This is a genomic window from Methylobacterium sp. PvP105, assembly GCF_017876975.1.
Taxonomy (GTDB): domain Bacteria; phylum Pseudomonadota; class Alphaproteobacteria; order Rhizobiales; family Beijerinckiaceae; genus Methylobacterium; species Methylobacterium radiotolerans.
In genome coordinates, this window is sequence record NZ_JAGIPA010000001.1 from 6205678 (window position 1) to 6221160 (window position 15483).

Consider the following 15483-nt stretch of genomic DNA (forward strand, 5'->3'; position numbering starts at 1 on the left):
GGCCTCCCCCGGAGGTCGGAACCCGTCCCATGCGCCGCGCCCTCGTCCCGCTTGTCGCCTTCTGCCTCGGCCTCGTCGGCCTCACCGGGGCGGCGGTGTTCGCGTTCCTGCCCGACAAGGCGCCGGTGGGCGTGCCGAGCGTCGGCGGCCCGTTCACGCTGGTGAACCAGGACGGCCGCACCGTCACCGAGCGCGACTTCGCCGGCGCGACGCACCTCGTGTTCTTCGGCTTCACCCACTGCCCGGACGTGTGCCCGACCACCCTGCAGCAGATCTCCGACGTGCTGGCCGCCCTGGGCCCGAAGGGCAAGACCATGCGGGTCGCCTTCGTCACGGTCGATCCCGAGCGGGACGATCCGGCGAGCCTCAAGACCTACCTGTCGAGCTTCGACCCGCGCATCACCGGCCTCACCGGCACGCCCGAGCAGGTCACCGCCACCGAGAAGGCGTACCGGGCCTACGCCCGCAAGGTGCCGGCCAAGGACGGGGACTACACGATGGAGCACACCGCGCTCGTCTACGTCATGGACGCGCAGAACCGCTTCGTCGGCGCCCTCGACCTGACCCGGCCGGCCGACGAGGTCGCCGCGCAGCTCGCCAAGAAGATCTGACCGCGGGCCGGTCCGGCCGGAGGCGCGTCAGAGCGTCATCCCGGCGTGGAAGCGGTCGGGGGAGAGCGGCAGCAGGAACTGCACGCCGAAGCCGCCCTCGAAGTAGCGCACCAGCCGTCCCGGCGTGCTGCCCACCGTGACGGCGGCGCCGAGGGGCAGCGGCACCGGGCAGGAGATCGCCACGCCCGACATCGAGATGTCGATGAGGCGCGCCCGGATCTCGCGGCCGCCCTCGACGCGCAGGACGACCGCCGTGTTGGTCGGCACGAGGCGCTCGTGCGAGCGTCCCTCCGGCAGGCCCAGCATCTCCCGGTTCGCCAGCCAGGTGAGCTGGGAGGCGAGCTTGTCGCGCTTGCGGGAGGTGGCGTTGAGCTGGACCGCGAACCCGTCCGGGCAGGTGCGGGCGACGACGCCCTCGATCCGGCCGATATGCTCCAGGTAGAGCACCACGCGCTCGCCGACCTCGCCCTTGACCGCGCAGGTCAGCCGCACGCCGCCCGGTGACATGTCCACGGTCTGACAGGGATATTCCCGGCGGTCGGCCAGCATGTAGCGGCCGAGCACGGCGACCCGCACGCGCTGGTGGCGGCGCTGGTCGGCGGCGCCGCGCGCCGGCTCGGCGGCGAGGCCGCGCAGATCAGTTCCAGCGGTGGCCGCGACCGCGATCATTCCGAGTTTGGTCCTGCGCCGGGAGAATGGCCGGTGCAGACTAGGTGCGGACTGTTACGAAACCCTTTTTTCCTGTCTCGCGGTCTATCGGCCTTGTAGAAACATCCACTATCGAGCGCCGTCGCGGCGCGCGCGATCGACTTGTGCGCCGAAGATTTCCGCGGGCGCGCGCGCTGATTCGATCCAACTGGCCGGTGCGGCCCGGGCGTAACCTTGGACGAATACGGTCCTCAGGCACGCCCGCCGGCATGGACGAGGAGGTGGCCGTGCCGGACCGGGCCGGGATAGCCCGCGCTCGTGCGCACGGCGGTGCGGGCGGGCGGGACCGGCTCGGTCCGGCGGCTCGGCAGGATGCGCAGGGAGGTGGTCTCGGCCTCCACCAGCGGGCGCAGGCCGAGCCAGTGCGGCGCGCCGTCGAGGCTGAGGGTGCCGAGGGCGCGGACCTGCGTCCGGCCGCGGTGGCGCAGGGGCAGGAGCAGGAGTTCGAGATCCGCCGCCTCGCCGGCCGCGTTGGTCCCGCGCAGGCCGGCCACGACGCCGAGGGTGTCGCTGGCCACGATCTCGACGATCCGCCACGGATCCGTCGCCCGGGAGCCCCACAGCCGGGCGAAGGGCTCGCCCTTCAGCTCGCGGCCGTACAGGGCGCAGACCCGCGTCCCCGCGAGCCGGATGCTCGCCGAGCGGCTCGGCATGTCGAGCTCCAGGATCAGGCTGTCGGCGAGAAGGTGCCGGATCTCGCCCGGCTCGATCTCGGCGCGTTCCGGCGCGGCCCGTTCTCCGCGCAGGCGCTCCCAATAGGCATGGAGCATGCGGCTGGTGGGATGCTTCATCGGTGTCCCGATTCTCAACGCCTGTGGTTCATCCCCGGATCATTCTGGCACATCCGCGGGGATGCGACCGGCCGATCCGGGCGTTCACCGCGTCCGGGCGCACGGGCCGTGCCGGCCCCGCACCCGCGCGTCGCCGGGCCACCGGCGACGCACCGGGCGGGGGGTAGCGCGTCGTGGCCGGCGACACAATCGTCGCACCCCGCCGGGCGCGCCGCGGTTGCCCGCGGTGGATCCGGCTCGGAGACGGGCCGGTCCGGTGTGGCGGACCGGTATCCGGCCGGTCTTCGCGAGCTTCAATACGTCGCCGGGGCTTGCCCCATCGCGCCGCACCCCGACATGGTGCCGCGATGGATGCCTCCCCCGATTTCCCGCGGCAGAGCCGCGTGCCCGTGTTCAACATGCCGGGCATCGTCACCGCGTCGATCGGGCTGCTCCTGGCGATCCAGGCGGTCCGCGAGTTCCTGCTGCCGGACACCTGGGACATCCGCCTGGTCCTGGACCTCGCGCTGGTGCCGGCGCGCTGGACCCTCTGGTTCGATCCCGGCCGGGCCTCCGAGGTGATCCGCGCCGCCGCCGATACGGGCGATCCCGGCCTGGAGGCCGCCCGCGAGGCCTTCGCCCGCTACATCGTGGGCGAGCACGCGCTCCAGCCCTGGACGCTCGTCACCTACGGGCTGCTGCACGGCTCGTGGATGCACGTGATCTTCAACAGCGTCTGGCTCGCGGCCTTCGGAGCCCCGGTGGCGCGCCGCTGCGGCGCCCTGCGCTGGTGCGTGCTCGCGCTGGCCGGCACGGCGGCCGGCGGGCTTCTCCACATCCTGATCGACCCGCTGAGCGCGGGACCGCTGGTCGGCGCCTCGGCGGGGATCTCCGCCCTGATGGCGGCCGCCGCCCGGTTCGTGTTCCAGCCGCCGGTCTCCGGCTACGGCGCGCCGGCCTGGCAGGTGCCGCCGCCCCGGCCCGCCGAGACGATCCCGGAGCTGCTGCGCAACCGCACCGCGGTGTCGTTCCTGGTGATCTGGCTCCTGACCAACCTGCTCTTCGGCCTCGTCAGCGTGCCGCTCGTCGGCGAGAACGCCGCCATCGCCTGGGACGCGCATCTCGGCGGCTTCATCGCGGGCTTCTTCCTGTTCCCCCTGGTGGATCCCCGGGAGCCGCGCCGGCACTGAGTCCCGGCCCCGGCGCCCGGCACCTTGCCATCCGGCCGGATCGGTCACACACTCGCCACAATGTGAACGAGCCGGGCCAACCCGGCCGAGAATGCCATCAGGGCGCCGCGGGCTGACGGCGCACCGGACGCGTCACATAGGGAGAGAGCCATGACCGTCGCACGCATCCTCGCCGAGAAGGGCAGCTCCGTCGTCACCGTGGGCCCCGACAAGACCCTCGATGAGGTGATCCAGATCCTCGCCGACAAGCGCATCGGTGCCCTCGTGGTCGCCCAGGCCGACGGGACGGTGGCGGGCATCATCTCCGAGCGGGACATCATGCGGGCGCTCGCCCGGCACGGCGGCTCGGCCTTCGACGCGCCGGTCTCGGCGCACATGACCGCGGAGGTCACGACCTGCGGCCGGAGCGCGACGATCGAGGAGGTCATGACGCTGATGACCGACGGGCGCTTCCGCCACGTGCCGGTCTGCGAGGACGGGCGGCTGATCGGCCTCGTGTCGATCGGCGACGTGGTGGCGCGCAAGATCGCCACCGTCGAGGCCGAGCACCAGGCCCTGCGCGACTACATCACGATGGCGTAGCGGCGCCGGAACCGCGCGTCTCTCTCGCCCTCCGCCCCCGGGCCTCGCCGGTTCTGGGCAGGCCGCCGGGGCCGGGGCGCGACGCGCTCCCTCTCCCGTGCGGGAGAGGGTTGGGGTGAGGGATCAGGTCTTTCCGGAGCGGTCGCACCCCTCACCCTGTCCCTCTCCCGCACGGGAGAGGGGACCCGCACCCCTTCGCGTCGACGGGCCAGCAGGCCGACATCGCGAGCCCGTATCACCCGCGGTCCGTCTCAGGCCTTCACGGGATCGAGCGTGACGTGCCAGAGGTCGGTGTCGGCCGCGTCCTTGAGGGTCACGGTCATCTGCTCGGTCCGACCGTCCACCGCCACGTGGCCGAAGAACTGGTAGCCGGCGGCCGGCGACAGGTTCACCTGCCCCTTGTCGGGCGCCTTCACGTAGCGCAGCTGCGGCCCGAACGTGTTGTCCAGCGCGTTCGGCCCGAAGGTGCCCGCGTGCAGCGGCCCGGAGACGAACTCCCAGAACGGCTCGAAATCCTGGAACTGCGCCTTGTCGGGGTCGTAGTAGTGGGCGGCCGTGTAGTGCACGTCGGCCGTGAGCCAGACCGTGTTGCGGATGCCCGCGCTCTTGATGAAGCGCAGGAGGTCGGCGATCTCCAGCTCGCGCCCGAGGGGCGGGCCGTCGCCCTGCGCCACCGCCTCGGAGCCGAAGTTGCGGTCCGTGTCGTAGGTGACCACGAGGCCGAGCGGCATGTCGGCGGCGATCACCTTCCAGGTGGCCCGGGATTCGAGCAGCGCCCGCTTCAGCCACGCGATCTGCTGCGGCCCGAGGAAGTGGGACTCGGGCCCGTACGCCGTCTGCCGGTTCTCGCCGTTCGGCCCCCGGTAGGAGCGCATGTCGAGCATGAACACGTCGACCAGCGGGCCGTAGCCGATCTTGCGGTAGACCCGGCCGGGCTCCGACGGCTCGAAGCGCATCGGCATGTACTCGTGGAAGGCCTTCGCCGCCCGCAGCTGCAGGGCCAGCACGTTCGGGTCGGCGTACTTCTTCTTCAGGTGTTCGGCCCGGGTGAGGGGCTCGCCCGGCCACCAGTTGTTGGTGACCTCGTGGTCGTCCCACTGCGCCAGGATCGGCACGGCGGCGTTCATCGCCAGCACGTTCCGGTCGGTGAGGTTGTACTTGTGCCGGCCCCGGAACTCCGCGAGCGTCTCGGCGGGCTTGGCGACCTCCTCGGTCACCCGGTTGCGCCACAGGCTGCCGTCGGGGAGCTTCACCTCGGACTGGATCGGCCCGTCGGCGTAGATCGTGTCGCCGGAATGGATGAAGAAGTCCGGCCGGTTCTTCAGGATGGCGGAGTAGATCGTCATGCCGCCACGGGCCTCGTCGATGCCCCAGCCCTGGCCCGCCGTGTCGCCCGACCAGCAGAACGACACCGAGCGCCGGTCCGCCGGCGCGGTCCGGAACCGCCCGACCTGGGCCGGTCCGACGATGGTCGGCGCGGCGACGTCCTCCAGGCGGACCCGGTAGAACACGTCCTGGCCGGCCGGCAGCCCGGTCAGCGCCACCTTCACGGTGCCGTCGGTCTCCGGCAGGGCGTCGGCGAAGACGCCGCCGCGGATGTCGGCGAAGCTCTCGGTGGTCGCCCACTCGACGATCGCCCGGGCGGGCCGGTCGGACCGGGCCCAGACCACCGCCGAGTCGGTGCCGACATCGCCCGACTGGAGACCGTGGGTCAGGACCGGCCGGTCGGCGGCGCGGCTCAGGCCGGGCCGTCCGAGGCCCGAGGCCAGCCCGACGAGGCCCGCGCCTCCGGACAGCAGGATCTGACGGCGACTCGTATACATTGGAGGTCCTCCAGCATGCACGGCGCCCATCGCAGGCGGCCACGACAGCCGGATGACGGCCTCCTCCGAAGGGACGCGCCCGGACCTTTCAGGCCCGCGCGGCCGCACCCTCCAGCACGGCCCGGATCCGGGGCAGGGCGGCGCGGGCGGCGCGGTGCCCGAGGGCGATGCCCTCCGCGGCCCGGTGGAAATCGAACAGCCCGAAGGCGGCGAGATCCGGGCCGATGGCCACGTCCGGCGGGTCGCGCTCCAGCCGCGCCCGCGAGATCCGGTCCTGCGTGGTGTTGAAGGCGTCGAGCACCACCCGGGCGATGCCCGGCACGGCGATCTCGGGCTCCGGCCGGTCGAAGCCCGGCAGGCGCCCGCGCACCCCCTGCAGGAAGCCCCGGCGCGGGGGCGGGTGCGGTGCCTCGCGCACCACCGGTCCGCCGGTGTCGCCGTTGAGGTTCACGCAGATGACCAAGTCGGCTCCGAGCGCGCGGGCGAGCGCCACCGGCACCGGGTTGACCAGTGTCCCGTCCATCAGCACGCGGCCGTCATGGGCCACCGGCGGGAACAGGCCGGGGATCGCGTAGGAGGCGCGCACCGCGTCCACCGCCGGGCCCGCGGTCAGGCTGACCTCGTGGCCGGTGCCGTACTCGGTGGCGACGCAGCCGAAGCGGACCGGCAGCGTCTCGATCCGGCGCTCGCCGAGATCGGCGGCGAGGCGCTGGCGGAGGCGGTTGCCGGCGATCAGCCCGGAGCCCGGCAGGCGGGGATCGATGAGCCCGACGACCCGGCGCCGGGTCAGCGCCCGGGCGAAGGCCTCGAGCCGGTCGAGGCGCCCGGCCGCGTAGCAGGCGCCGACCACGGCGCCGATGGAGCAGCCCGCCACCACGGACGGGTGGATGCCGGCCTCCTCCAGGGCGCGGATCACCCCGATATGCGCCCAGCCCCGGGCCGAGCCACCCCCGAGGGCGAGCCCGACGAGCGGACCGGGGCTCGGCGGCGGCCGGAGCGGCTCGACGGTTCCGGGCGGGAAATGCGGGTCGGCGGACTCGTCTTGCCACCGGGTGGCAAGAGGGCGGCTCATCGCCCGGCGGCTTTCAGGACCACCCGGCCGTCCGCCTCCCGGACGACGCTGCGGTAGAAGCAGTCGCGCCGGCCGGTGTGGCAGCAGCCGCCGTCGCCGCCGACCTCGACGCGGATCAGCAGGGCGTCCTGGTCGCAGTCGACCCGCATCTCGACGATGCGCTGGATCTGGCCGCTGGTCGCCCCCTTGTGCCAGAGTTCCCGGCGCGAGCGCGACCAGTACCACGCCTCGCCGGTCTCGAGGGTGCGCGCCAGCGATTCGGCGTTCATGTGGGCGAGCATCAGCACCTGCCCGTCCCGCGCGTCCACCGCGATGCAGGCGACGAGGCCGTCGCGGTCGAAGCGCGGCGTGAGGGCCGCGCCCTCCTCGACCTCGGCGCGGGTGCCGGGGGGATCGAAGGCGATGTCGCGCGCGGTCATGGCAGGGTGATCCGGCTCGCTCGTCGGAGCTACTTGGCGCCGCCGCGCACCAGGGTCAGGAAGCGGACCTGCTCGTTGGCGTTGTCCTTGAAGACGCCGCGGAACTGGCTCGTGATGGTCGAGACGCCGGCCTTCTGGACGCCGCGCATCGCCATGCAGAGATGCTCGGCCTCCACCATCACGGCGACGCCGCGGGGCTTGAGGATGCTCTCGATCACGTCGGCGATCTGGGCGGTCATGGTCTCCTGCGTCTGCAGGCGGCGGGCGAAGGTGTCGACCACGCGGGCGAGCTTCGACAGGCCGACCACGCCCCGGGTCGGATAGTAGGCGATGTGGGCGAGCCCCATGAACGGCACCATGTGGTGCTCGCAGTGGGAGTGGAACGGGATGTCGCGCACCAGCACGATGTCCGAGTAGCCCTCGACCTCCTCGAAGACGCGCTCCAGCAACTTCTCGGCGTCGACCGCGTAGCCGCCGAACAGCTGCTCGTAGGCCTTGGTGACCCGGGCCGGGGTGTCGAGCAGACCCTCGCGGGTCGGGTCGTCGCCGGCCCAGCGCAGGAGGGTGCGGACGGCGGCCTCGGCCTCGGCGCGGCTCGGGCGGCCGGTCTCGATCCCGTCCGGGACGCGGGTCGCGGAGGTCGGCTCGGGCGCCACCTCGACGGGCCGCCCGTCATCGGCGGGCCGATTGTCATTGCGCATGCCGTTCAGACCTTGCCCGTCGATCCCGTTCCGGTCGAAACCCTGGCCGTCACCCTGGTAGGACAAGGATTTGAGCGCGGCATCCATGGCATCTCCGGCCCGCGCGATGCGGGATTTCATCGGGGTGCTGTCGGGCTTGGCGTACATCGTCGGATCGCGTCGGGCGTTCGAGGGAAGATCCCGGGCTCGAAAAGGTTTCAAGCCGGCGCCCCGGGATGGACGAAAGGCCGTGGGAACCACCGTGGCCGTGGGCGCGACCCTGGTCGACGGCCCGCCTCCTCGCGAAGCGGCCGCATCGCGCCTATATCATCGTTCGCGGGGCAACGCGCAATGCGCGTCGCACGCGGCAGAGTCCCGATGGACATTGTGCCTCCGGCCGAGGACCCGATGCTCGACGACATCTACAACCGCCGTATCCTGGAACTCGCCGCCGACATCCCCCGGCTCGGCCGGCTCGAGAACCCGGACGCGACCGCGACGGCCCATTCCCGCCTGTGCGGCTCGACCGTGACGGTCGACCTCGTCCTGGGCGAGGACGGCCGGGTCGCGGATTTCGCCCAGGAGGTCCGGGCCTGCGCCCTCGGGCAGGCCTCCTCGTCGCTGATGGGTCGGCACGTGGTCGGCGCCAGCGCGGAGGAGCTGCGCGGCGTCCGCGAGACCATGCGGTCCATGCTCAAGGAGAACGGTCCGGCGCCCGACGGCGCGTGGTCCGACCTCGCGGTGCTCGAGCCGGTGCGGGACTTCAAGGCGCGCCACGCCTCGACGCTCCTGACCTTCGACGCGGTGGTGGACGCCCTCGACCAGATCGCCGCCAAGCGGCAGGCCGCCTGACGGGATGGTCCGGCGCGCCGCCCACTGGGCGATCCGCGGCTACCAGCTGACGCTGTCGGGCCTGGTCGGCCGCCAGTGCCGCCACTGGCCGAGCTGCTCCGAGTACACCGACACGGCCATCACCCGGCACGGGCTCTGGCCCGGCGGCTGGATGGGCTTCGCCCGGATCTGCCGCTGCGGGCCGTTCGGCACGCACGGCATCGACCTCGTGCCGGAGCGCCTGCCCGCGGGAGCGGCGTGGTATCGCCCCTGGACCTACGGCCGCTGGCGCGGCGTCGAGGCGCCGCCGTCACCGTTCGCCTGCGAGGCGGTGGGGCAGGAGGCCGACATCCGCTAGGCCGATGTTCCCGGTTTGTTTCACGTGAAACACGCTCGCCGAGCCCGTGGCCCGGGACGACCGGCTCGCGTTCCACGGAGGCCGGCTCCGGCGATGATCGCGACCGCCGCGGCACCTCGGGACGGGGGCGCGGATCGCCGCCCCCGTCATCCGCCGAGTCTCACGCCGCCGAGTCTCACGCCGCGCGGCTGGCCGCGAGCTTCTCGGCGAACTCGATCGCCTCGATGAGGCTGCGCTCGTTGGCGACGCCGGTGCCGGCGATGTCGAAGGCGGTGCCGTGATCGACCGAGGTGCGGATGATCGGCAGGCCCAGGGTGATGTTCACGCCCGACAGGTCCATCCACTTCCCCGTGGCCGGGTCGATCTCGAAGCCGAGCAGCTTCACCGGGATGTGCCCCTGGTCGTGGTACATGGCCACCACCGCGTCGTACTGGCCCGCGCGCAGCTTCACGAACACCGTGTCGCCCGGCACCGGCCCGTGCACGTCGAGACCCTCGGCATTGGCCTTCTCAATCACCGGCGTGCTGACGTCGATGTCCTGGCGCCCGAACAGGCCGCCCTCGCCGGCGTGAGGGTTCAGCGCGGCGACCGCGATCTTGGGCTTGGCGAGGCCGAGGCCCTTCAGGGCCTTGTCGGTGAGGTCGATGACGAGGCGCAGCCGCTCCGGGGTCAGGCGCTTCGGCACGTCCTCCAGGGCGACGTGGGTGGTGACGTGGGAGACCCGCATGTTGCCGTGGGCCAGCATCATCACCGACCCGCGCACCCCGGTCAGCTCCGCCAGCATCTCGGTATGGCCGGCATAGTGGTAGCCGGCCTTGTTGAGCGCCTCCTTGTTGAGCGGCGCCGTGACGATGCCGCCGATCCGCCCCGCCATGGCCAGGCGGACGCCGGCCTCGATCGCCTTGTAGGCGAAGCGCCCGCCGTCGGCGGAGAGCCGGCCGGGCTCGATCGGCGCGCCCTCGGCGTCGGCCTGGAGGCAGCACAGCGCCGGCCAGTCGCCGGCCTCGGCGACCTCCGGGATGGCCTCCGGCAGGAGGCCGAGCGCCTGCTCGGCCCGGCGCAGGGCCGGGGCGCTGCCGATGACCACGAGCTTCAGGTCGCCCGCCGCGATCCGGTCCTTCAGCCGGGCCGCGGCCTTGACGATGATCTCGGGGCCGATGCCGGCGGGATCGCCCATGGTGATGGCGAGATGTTGGGTCACGGGGCGCTCCTGTCGTGCGGGAAGCCGTTCTGGTGGAGGAGGTCGCGCCAGACGCCCTCTGTTCCGAAGGCGCCGGACTTCGACACGACCGGCAGCCCGTCCCAGCGGCCGCCCCGCAGGGTCGAGCGGGGCAGGCCGGGCGCGATCTGCCCGGTGACGTCGAGGCGCGCGACGGCGAGGGCGAGGCAGAGCGCCTTCAGGGTCTCGCCGCCGGCGACCAGCAGCGTACCGGGCCGCGGGATGCGGTCGATCACGCCCGCGAAGGTCGCGGCGATATGCGCCGCGGCGTCCTCCCGGGCGGTGCCGGCGGGCAGCGCGAGGCTCGCCAGGACAACGCCGTCCCGGTCGAGGCGCGCGGCCACAGCGCCGGCATGGTCGGGATCGTCCGCCGACAGGACGAGGTGGTGGGTGCCGCAGGCCGCGAGCTGCGCCGCGGTCTCGGGCCGGTCGGAGCCGAACAGCCCGAGCACGGGACCGGCCAGCCGGGCGTCGCCCGGCGGCGCCGCGCCCCGCGCCAGGGCGGCGGCGAGGCCGCCGCTGCCGCACCAGAGCACCGGGCCGCCGCCACCGAGACCCGCCACCCGGGCGAGATCGGCGTCGCTCGCCGCGTCGTAGACGGCGACGCCCGCCACGGGGCCGTCGGCCGGGTCGACCCGACGCGCCGGCAGCCCGACCGCCCGCAGGGCCTCGGCGATGTCGCCCGAGACCGGCTCGAAGCCCGCGCCGCGCCGGGCGAGCTGCCGCCCGCCCGCCGTGCGGCGTCCCTGGTACGGGAAGGCCGGCGCCACGACGCAGCGCTCCCAGGTCCCGGTCCGCAGCACCGCCGCGAGTTCCGCCGCCCAGGGGCCGCGCAGGAGGCTGTCGACCTTCTTGAAGGCGATGCCGGCTCCGTCCAGCCGGGGCGCGAGGGCGCCGACGATCCGCCCGGCGGCCTCCGCCGACAGTTCCCGCGTGCCGGAATCGATCGCCAGGCACCCGCTCGAGCCCTCGGCGGCCTCCGCGGCCAGGATCTCGGGCCACGCCACAGGGATCGACCCGCACAGGCCGGTGAAGCCCGCGGCCGTGTCGAGAGTGCCGGTGAGATCGTCGGCGATGAGGCGCAGGCGGGTCATGTCGGGCGGATCATGGCGGGAGCCTCGCCGGCCGCGCCGCCCGGCCGAGCGCGGCTCGCGTCCTTGTTGTCAGGTTGTCGCGAGGCATACAGACCGGCCGGCGCGGCGGTCAAGCGGGCGGCGCGGCGGCGCCGGCCTCCGCGGGCCGTCCGAGCGAGAGATCGAGGAGCCGCCCCTCGAACAGCCGGTCGCGGGACCCGGCGATATGGGCGGCCATGCGGCTGCGGGCGCCCGCGCCGTCGCGGCCCTCGATCGCCGCGAAGATCCCGCGATGCTCCTCCAGCACGCCGCGCAGGCCGGAGCGGGGGCCCTGCAGGGCGAGGCCGTGGATCGTCATGCCCACGGCGATGTGGGATTGCAGCGCCTCCAGGCAGGCCGCGTAGTAGTGGTTGTTCGACGCCGCCGCGATCGCGTGGTGGAAGGCGAAATCGGCGTCCGCCCGGTGCTGCTCCTGCCGGGTCGCGACCGCCAGCCGGTCGAGGGCCGCCGCGATCCGGTCGAGGGCCGCCGCGTCGTGGCGCAGCGCCGCGTGGTAGGCCGCCTCCGGCTCGAGGGTGAGGCGGAACTCGTAGCAGCGCTGGATGTCGGCGACGCTCTCCACGGGGGCGAAGCCCAGGGCCGGGCGCACCGGCCGCGCCCGCACGAAGCTGCCGGCCCCCTGCCGCGAGACGATCGCGCCCTCCCGGCGCAGCCGGTCGAGGGCGGCCCGCACCACCGGCCGCGAGACCTGGAAGCGTCCCGCGAGGTCGTGCTCGCTCGGGAGCCGCGCGTCGGGCCCGTAGGTGCCGTTCGCGATGCCGGTGCGGATCGCCTGATAGAGGCCGTCGGCCAGGGAGGCGGGCCGTGCCGGCTCCGCGCCGCGGAGCGCCCGCTGCCCGGGCGCCTCCGCCGGGTCAGGGGAGCCGGACAGGGAAGGGGACATCGCTGACGACATCCGGGGACGCCTCCGTGGATCGAGCCGATCCGCGCCGAGTCAGCGTTGCGCCGGCGGACTTGTCAACATTTGTGCTGATCCGGGCGCCAGTTGCGCCGACTTGTCGAAAGGTTGTAGCAGCCCGCCCGGGGGGAAGAGTGGGTGCCAGGGCCCGGGCAGGGCGGCACCGGAAGGGCGACCTATGCAGATACCCATCAAGCGCTCCCTGGAGCGCGTGCCCGGCGGCCTGATGGTCGTGCCGCTGTTCCTCGGCGCGATCCTCCACACGCTCTTCCCGAACACCGCGACCTTCTTCGGCTCGTTCACCGGCGCGCTGTTCAACGGCGCGCTGCCGATCCTGGCGGTGTTCTTCGTCTGCATGGGCGCGGGCATCGATTTCCGCGCCACCCCGGCGATCGCCCGCAAGGGCGGCGTCCTGCTGGCCGCCAAGGTCGGCATCGCGGCGATCATGGGCGTGGTGTTCGGCCAGCTCCTCGGCGAGGCGCCGGTGGTGGGCGGGGCTTTCGCGGGGATCTCGACGCTGGCGATCGTCGCCGCCATGAACGACACCAACGGCGGTCTCTACCTCGCGCTGATGGGGCAGTTCGGCCGCCCGAAGGATGCCGGCGCCTACGCGATCATGAGCCTCGAATCCGGGCCGTTCCTCACCATGGTGACCCTCGGGCTGGCGGGTCTGTCGGCCTTCCCGTGGCCGACGCTGGTGGGCAGCATCCTGCCGCTGCTGATCGGGATGATCCTCGGCAACCTCGACCGCGACATGCGCGCTTTCCTGTCGGGGGCGGCGCCGGTGATGATCCCGTTCTTCGCCTTCGCCCTCGGCTTCGGACTCGACCTCGCCAAGATCTGGCAGGCGGGCCTCCTCGGCATCGGTCTCGGCGTGGCGGTGGTGGCGATCACCGGGGCGGCCCTGTTCGTCGCCGACCGGCTCACCGGGGGCAACGGCGTGGCGGGCGTCGCGGCCGCCTCGACGGCGGGCAACGCCGCCGCCGTGCCGGCGATCATCGCCGCCGCCAACCCGGCCTACAGGGAGGCCGCCGGTCCCGCCACCGTGCTGGTGGCGGCGAGCGTGGTGGTCACGGCGCTGCTGGTGCCGCTGCTGACCGCCTTCGTGGCGGCGCGGGTCCGCCCGGACGCGGCCGAAGCGGATCCGGCGCCGGTCCCGAGCCCCGCGCCGACCGCACCCTGATCCGCCGCGCGCCCCGGCCGCCCGTCCCGCGCGACCGGCGGCAACCGAAGTCTCCGAGCCCGGTTGTCCCTCCAGGGCGCGCGGCACGGCCGCGCCTGACGGCGAACCGGAGCGGGCACAGCATGTCGACCGAGGCCAGAGGCAAGACGCATATCGACATCTACGACCGCGCCACCCGCGAGGAGTGGGCGCAGCGTTTCGGTGTCAGCGAGGAGCGGCTGCGCAAGGCGGTGACGATGGTCGGGAGCCGGATCACCAGCGTCGCCGCCTATCTCGACAAGCCGGCCTCCTGAGGCCGGCGCCATGGAAGTGCCCCCCGATTTCCGTCCGCCTCCGGATCACCCGATGGCGGGGACACAGGCGCCCGCGTCCGAGACCGGCACCGCGCCGGAACCCCCATCCGGGGTGGAGGCGTCGGCACCGCAGCCCCCGCCGCGGTCGCCCGACACGATCACCTTCGAGCAGATCCGCGAGCGGGCCTACGAACTCTGGGAGCGCAACCACCGGCCCGAGGGCTTCGAGATCGAGTTCTGGCTGCTGGCCGAGCGGGAACTGCGCAAGGAGCGGGATCGCCAGAGGGCCGACGCGGCGCCGGCAGCTCCGGGATCCGAGCCGCCGCCGGGCTGACGGCGTCCGATCGCCTCCTGAGACGGTCCCGGGTCGCGGCGGACCCGGGGCCGGCCGGCCTTCAGGCCTCGATCGCCGCCCGGGCTTCCTTCACCGCCGCCTCGAACGCCACGAACGCCGTGGTCGCCGAGTCCCAGGCCTGGCTGCGCACGTGGCGGACCAGGGCGGCCGCCTGCTCGCGGGCCTGCGCCAGGGGCGTCTCGATGGCGGCCGGCCGCGTCGCGTCGGCGGGGATCCCCTCCGGCGGCGTGTCGGTCGAGCGCATGCCGACCAGCGTCGCCGCGACGGCGCGCCGCCACGCGGCGCAATCCGCCGACAGGCGGATCACCCGCTGATCCGCGGTGGTTCCGGTCTGCCGGTCGAGCAGGGTGCGGCCGAGATCCTCGATCCGTCCGAGCTGCGCCAGGGCGTCGCCGATCTCCCGGCGCGCCTTGTCGGTCCCTTCCGCGATGCGGCCGACGTTCTGGGCGATGTCGCCGGTGGCCTGCATCTGCTGGCCGAGGATCTCCGAGGCCTCGCGCATCTGCGCGGCGACGTTCGCGACGGCGCCGCTCTCGGCCTCGACGCGGGCATTGGCCCGCACCATCGCGGCCGCGCCGGCCTCGACGGCGTTGCGGCTGCGCGACACGGCCGCCTGCATCGCGGCCATCTCCTCGCGCAGGCCGCTGACCCGCGCCCGGATCTCGTCCGTCGCCTTCGCGGTCTGCGCCGACAGCGTCTTCACCTCGGCGGCGACCACCGCGAAGCCGCGCCCGGCCTCGCCGGCCCGGGCCGCCTCGATCGTGGCGTTGAGCGCGAGCAGGTTGGTCTGGGCCGAGATCGCCGCGATCGTGCCGGCCATCTCCTCGATCCGCAGCGCGGCGGTCGAGAAGCTGTCGAGACGGCTGCCGATCTCCTCGGTGCCCTCCTCGATCCCGCGCATGCCGTCGGTGGCCCGGTGCAGGTCGCCCACGCAGGTGGCGATGCCCGCCCGGGCGGTCTCGGCCATCTCGGCCGCCGACGAGGAGCGGGCCGCGATCTCACCGGTGGTCGCGGCGAGTTCCTCGCTGGCGGCCGCGATGAGACGGGCCTGCTCGGCGGTGCCGGAGGCGTCGTGGGTCATCCAGCCGATCGAGGTGCCGGCATCGGACGCGGAGGCGGACAGGCGCGCCAGGAGGGTCAGCCATTCCCGGTCGACGGCCAGTTCCGCGACGGGATTCGGTGCCGTCTCGACCGGCGCGGCAACGGCCGTCTCGACCGGTGCGATCGCCGTCACCGGGGTTGCTAGCGCGTCAGGGGTCTGACGCTGCCGGCGCAAACTGAACATGCGGGCCTCTCCGACATTCTAATCGGAGCGCATGGTCACACAGAACCTTCAACCAATGGTGAAGGATAGACTA

The 15483-nt window shown here is 73.4% G+C and carries 18 protein-coding genes; 8 read left to right on the plus strand and 10 right to left on the minus strand.

All coding sequences use genetic code 11. The features are described 5' to 3' along the window. The first annotated feature begins 29 nt into the window (after window positions 1-29). Window positions 30-611 carry an SCO family protein gene (locus J3A75_RS30135; RefSeq protein WP_012321550.1) on the plus strand — a complete coding sequence of 194 codons (582 nt, stop codon included), beginning with the start codon at window positions 30-32 and terminating at the stop codon, window positions 609-611. A gap of 27 nt (window positions 612-638) precedes the next feature. On the opposite strand, the gene J3A75_RS30140 is transcribed toward J3A75_RS30135, so the two are convergent. Continuing rightward, complete coding sequence (locus J3A75_RS30140) at window positions 639-1280, minus strand: PilZ domain-containing protein (RefSeq protein WP_024828689.1); 642 nt, start codon at window positions 1278-1280, stop codon at window positions 639-641. Window positions 1281-1510: 230 nt separating this feature from the next. Next, a complete protein-coding gene (locus J3A75_RS30145; protein WP_012321552.1) occupies window positions 1511-2110 on the minus strand; it encodes a PAS domain-containing protein in 600 nt (199 codons plus the stop codon). Window positions 2111-2457: 347 nt separating this feature from the next. Between J3A75_RS30145 and J3A75_RS30150 the strand changes: the two genes are divergently transcribed. Beyond that, window positions 2458-3279: a rhomboid family intramembrane serine protease gene (locus J3A75_RS30150; RefSeq protein ID WP_058606240.1), complete on the plus strand. Its 822-nt coding sequence runs from the start codon at window positions 2458-2460 to the stop codon at window positions 3277-3279. Between the two features lie 150 nt (window positions 3280-3429). Further along, window positions 3430-3861 (plus strand): CBS domain-containing protein, encoded by a 432-nt coding sequence (locus tag J3A75_RS30155; RefSeq protein ID WP_012321554.1) that lies wholly within the window; start codon window positions 3430-3432, stop codon window positions 3859-3861. A 251-nt stretch (window positions 3862-4112) separates the two neighbouring features. Here the strand turns inward: J3A75_RS30155 and J3A75_RS30160 are convergent, their stop codons facing one another. The 4 genes from J3A75_RS30160 to folE form a co-directional block, all read right to left on the minus strand. Further along, complete coding sequence (locus tag J3A75_RS30160) at window positions 4113-5684, minus strand: alkaline phosphatase D family protein (RefSeq protein ID WP_012321555.1); 1572 nt, start codon at window positions 5682-5684, stop codon at window positions 4113-4115. 88 nt (window positions 5685-5772) lie between these two features. Continuing rightward, complete coding sequence (locus tag J3A75_RS30165; protein WP_012321556.1) at window positions 5773-6756, minus strand: patatin-like phospholipase family protein; 984 nt, start codon at window positions 6754-6756, stop codon at window positions 5773-5775. Continuing rightward, window positions 6753-7175, minus strand: coding sequence for a phosphoribosyl-AMP cyclohydrolase (hisI, locus tag J3A75_RS30170; RefSeq protein WP_012321557.1), 423 nt, complete (start codon window positions 7173-7175; stop codon window positions 6753-6755). Before hisI ends, J3A75_RS30165 begins: the two co-directional genes overlap by 4 nt. A 29-nt stretch (window positions 7176-7204) precedes the next feature. Next, window positions 7205-7876, minus strand: coding sequence for a GTP cyclohydrolase I FolE (gene folE / locus J3A75_RS30175; protein WP_373866302.1), 672 nt, complete (start codon window positions 7874-7876; stop codon window positions 7205-7207). 387 nt (window positions 7877-8263) lie between these two features. Between folE and J3A75_RS30180 the strand changes: the two genes are divergently transcribed. Together J3A75_RS30180 and yidD are read left to right on the plus strand one after the other, a co-directional pair. Then, a complete protein-coding gene (locus tag J3A75_RS30180) occupies window positions 8264-8707 on the plus strand; it encodes an iron-sulfur cluster assembly scaffold protein (RefSeq protein ID WP_024828685.1) in 444 nt (147 codons plus the stop codon). A gap of 4 nt (window positions 8708-8711) precedes the next feature. Further along, on the plus strand, window positions 8712-9044 hold the full coding sequence (gene yidD, locus J3A75_RS30185) for a membrane protein insertion efficiency factor YidD (protein ID WP_024828684.1): 333 nt from the start codon (window positions 8712-8714) through the stop codon (window positions 9042-9044). A 175-nt stretch (window positions 9045-9219) separates the two neighbouring features. On the opposite strand, the gene pdxA is transcribed toward yidD, so the two are convergent. The 3 genes from pdxA to J3A75_RS30200 all read right to left on the minus strand — a co-directional run bounded on the left by pdxA (window position 9220) and on the right by J3A75_RS30200 (window position 12291). Next, window positions 9220-10245, minus strand: coding sequence for a 4-hydroxythreonine-4-phosphate dehydrogenase PdxA (pdxA, locus tag J3A75_RS30190; protein ID WP_024828683.1), 1026 nt, complete (start codon window positions 10243-10245; stop codon window positions 9220-9222). Further along, window positions 10242-11357 (minus strand): four-carbon acid sugar kinase family protein, encoded by a 1116-nt coding sequence (locus J3A75_RS30195; protein WP_024828682.1) that lies wholly within the window; start codon window positions 11355-11357, stop codon window positions 10242-10244. The genes pdxA and J3A75_RS30195 overlap by 4 nt, the downstream gene beginning before the upstream one ends. Before the next feature lie 109 nt (window positions 11358-11466). Continuing rightward, window positions 11467-12291, minus strand: coding sequence for a FadR/GntR family transcriptional regulator (locus J3A75_RS30200; protein WP_012321563.1), 825 nt, complete (start codon window positions 12289-12291; stop codon window positions 11467-11469). Window positions 12292-12472: 181 nt separating this feature from the next. On the opposite strand from J3A75_RS30200, the gene J3A75_RS30205 reads away from it, so the two are divergent. The 3 genes from J3A75_RS30205 (at window position 12473) to J3A75_RS30215 (ending at window position 14104) form a co-directional block, all read left to right on the plus strand. Next, entirely contained in the window at window positions 12473-13477 is a 1005-nt protein-coding gene (locus J3A75_RS30205; RefSeq protein WP_024828681.1) for a 2-keto-3-deoxygluconate permease, read from the plus strand. Window positions 13478-13599: 122 nt separating this feature from the next. Further along, a complete protein-coding gene (locus tag J3A75_RS30210; protein ID WP_012321565.1) occupies window positions 13600-13770 on the plus strand; it encodes a DUF3606 domain-containing protein in 171 nt (56 codons plus the stop codon). A 52-nt stretch (window positions 13771-13822) separates the two neighbouring features. After that, window positions 13823-14104 carry a DUF2934 domain-containing protein gene (locus J3A75_RS30215; RefSeq protein ID WP_041372399.1) on the plus strand — a complete coding sequence of 94 codons (282 nt, stop codon included), beginning with the start codon at window positions 13823-13825 and terminating at the stop codon, window positions 14102-14104. 61 nt (window positions 14105-14165) lie between these two features. On the opposite strand, the gene J3A75_RS30220 is transcribed toward J3A75_RS30215, so the two are convergent. Then, on the minus strand, window positions 14166-15410 hold the full coding sequence (locus J3A75_RS30220) for a methyl-accepting chemotaxis protein (RefSeq protein WP_012321567.1): 1245 nt from the start codon (window positions 15408-15410) through the stop codon (window positions 14166-14168). Between the last annotated feature and the right edge of the window lie 73 nt (window positions 15411-15483).

What these genes read in the sequence shown, in the direction of transcription:
- J3A75_RS30135 (WP_012321550.1), top strand. Translation starts at nt 30, where the DNA reads ATGCGCCGCGCCCTCGTCCCGCTTGTCGCCTTCTGCCTCGGCCTCGTC.
- J3A75_RS30140 (WP_024828689.1), bottom strand. Translation starts at nt 1,280, where the DNA reads ATGATCGCGGTCGCGGCCACCGCTGGAACTGATCTGCGCGGCCTCGCC.
- J3A75_RS30145 (WP_012321552.1), bottom strand. Translation starts at nt 2,110, where the DNA reads ATGAAGCATCCCACCAGCCGCATGCTCCATGCCTATTGGGAGCGCCTG.
- J3A75_RS30150 (WP_058606240.1), top strand. Translation starts at nt 2,458, where the DNA reads ATGGATGCCTCCCCCGATTTCCCGCGGCAGAGCCGCGTGCCCGTGTTC.
- J3A75_RS30155 (WP_012321554.1), top strand. Translation starts at nt 3,430, where the DNA reads ATGACCGTCGCACGCATCCTCGCCGAGAAGGGCAGCTCCGTCGTCACC.
- J3A75_RS30160 (WP_012321555.1), bottom strand. Translation starts at nt 5,684, where the DNA reads ATGTATACGAGTCGCCGTCAGATCCTGCTGTCCGGAGGCGCGGGCCTC.
- J3A75_RS30165 (WP_012321556.1), bottom strand. Translation starts at nt 6,756, where the DNA reads ATGAGCCGCCCTCTTGCCACCCGGTGGCAAGACGAGTCCGCCGACCCG.
- hisI (WP_012321557.1), bottom strand. Translation starts at nt 7,175, where the DNA reads ATGACCGCGCGCGACATCGCCTTCGATCCCCCCGGCACCCGCGCCGAG.
- folE (WP_373866302.1), bottom strand. Translation starts at nt 7,876, where the DNA reads ATGCGCAATGACAATCGGCCCGCCGATGACGGGCGGCCCGTCGAGGTG.
- J3A75_RS30180 (WP_024828685.1), top strand. Translation starts at nt 8,264, where the DNA reads ATGCTCGACGACATCTACAACCGCCGTATCCTGGAACTCGCCGCCGAC.
- yidD (WP_024828684.1), top strand. Translation starts at nt 8,712, where the DNA reads ATGGTCCGGCGCGCCGCCCACTGGGCGATCCGCGGCTACCAGCTGACG.
- J3A75_RS30195 (WP_024828682.1), bottom strand. Translation starts at nt 11,357, where the DNA reads ATGACCCGCCTGCGCCTCATCGCCGACGATCTCACCGGCACTCTCGAC.
- J3A75_RS30200 (WP_012321563.1), bottom strand. Translation starts at nt 12,291, where the DNA reads ATGTCGTCAGCGATGTCCCCTTCCCTGTCCGGCTCCCCTGACCCGGCG.
- J3A75_RS30205 (WP_024828681.1), top strand. Translation starts at nt 12,473, where the DNA reads ATGCAGATACCCATCAAGCGCTCCCTGGAGCGCGTGCCCGGCGGCCTG.
- J3A75_RS30210 (WP_012321565.1), top strand. Translation starts at nt 13,600, where the DNA reads ATGTCGACCGAGGCCAGAGGCAAGACGCATATCGACATCTACGACCGC.
- J3A75_RS30215 (WP_041372399.1), top strand. Translation starts at nt 13,823, where the DNA reads ATGGCGGGGACACAGGCGCCCGCGTCCGAGACCGGCACCGCGCCGGAA.
- J3A75_RS30220 (WP_012321567.1), bottom strand. Translation starts at nt 15,410, where the DNA reads ATGTTCAGTTTGCGCCGGCAGCGTCAGACCCCTGACGCGCTAGCAACC.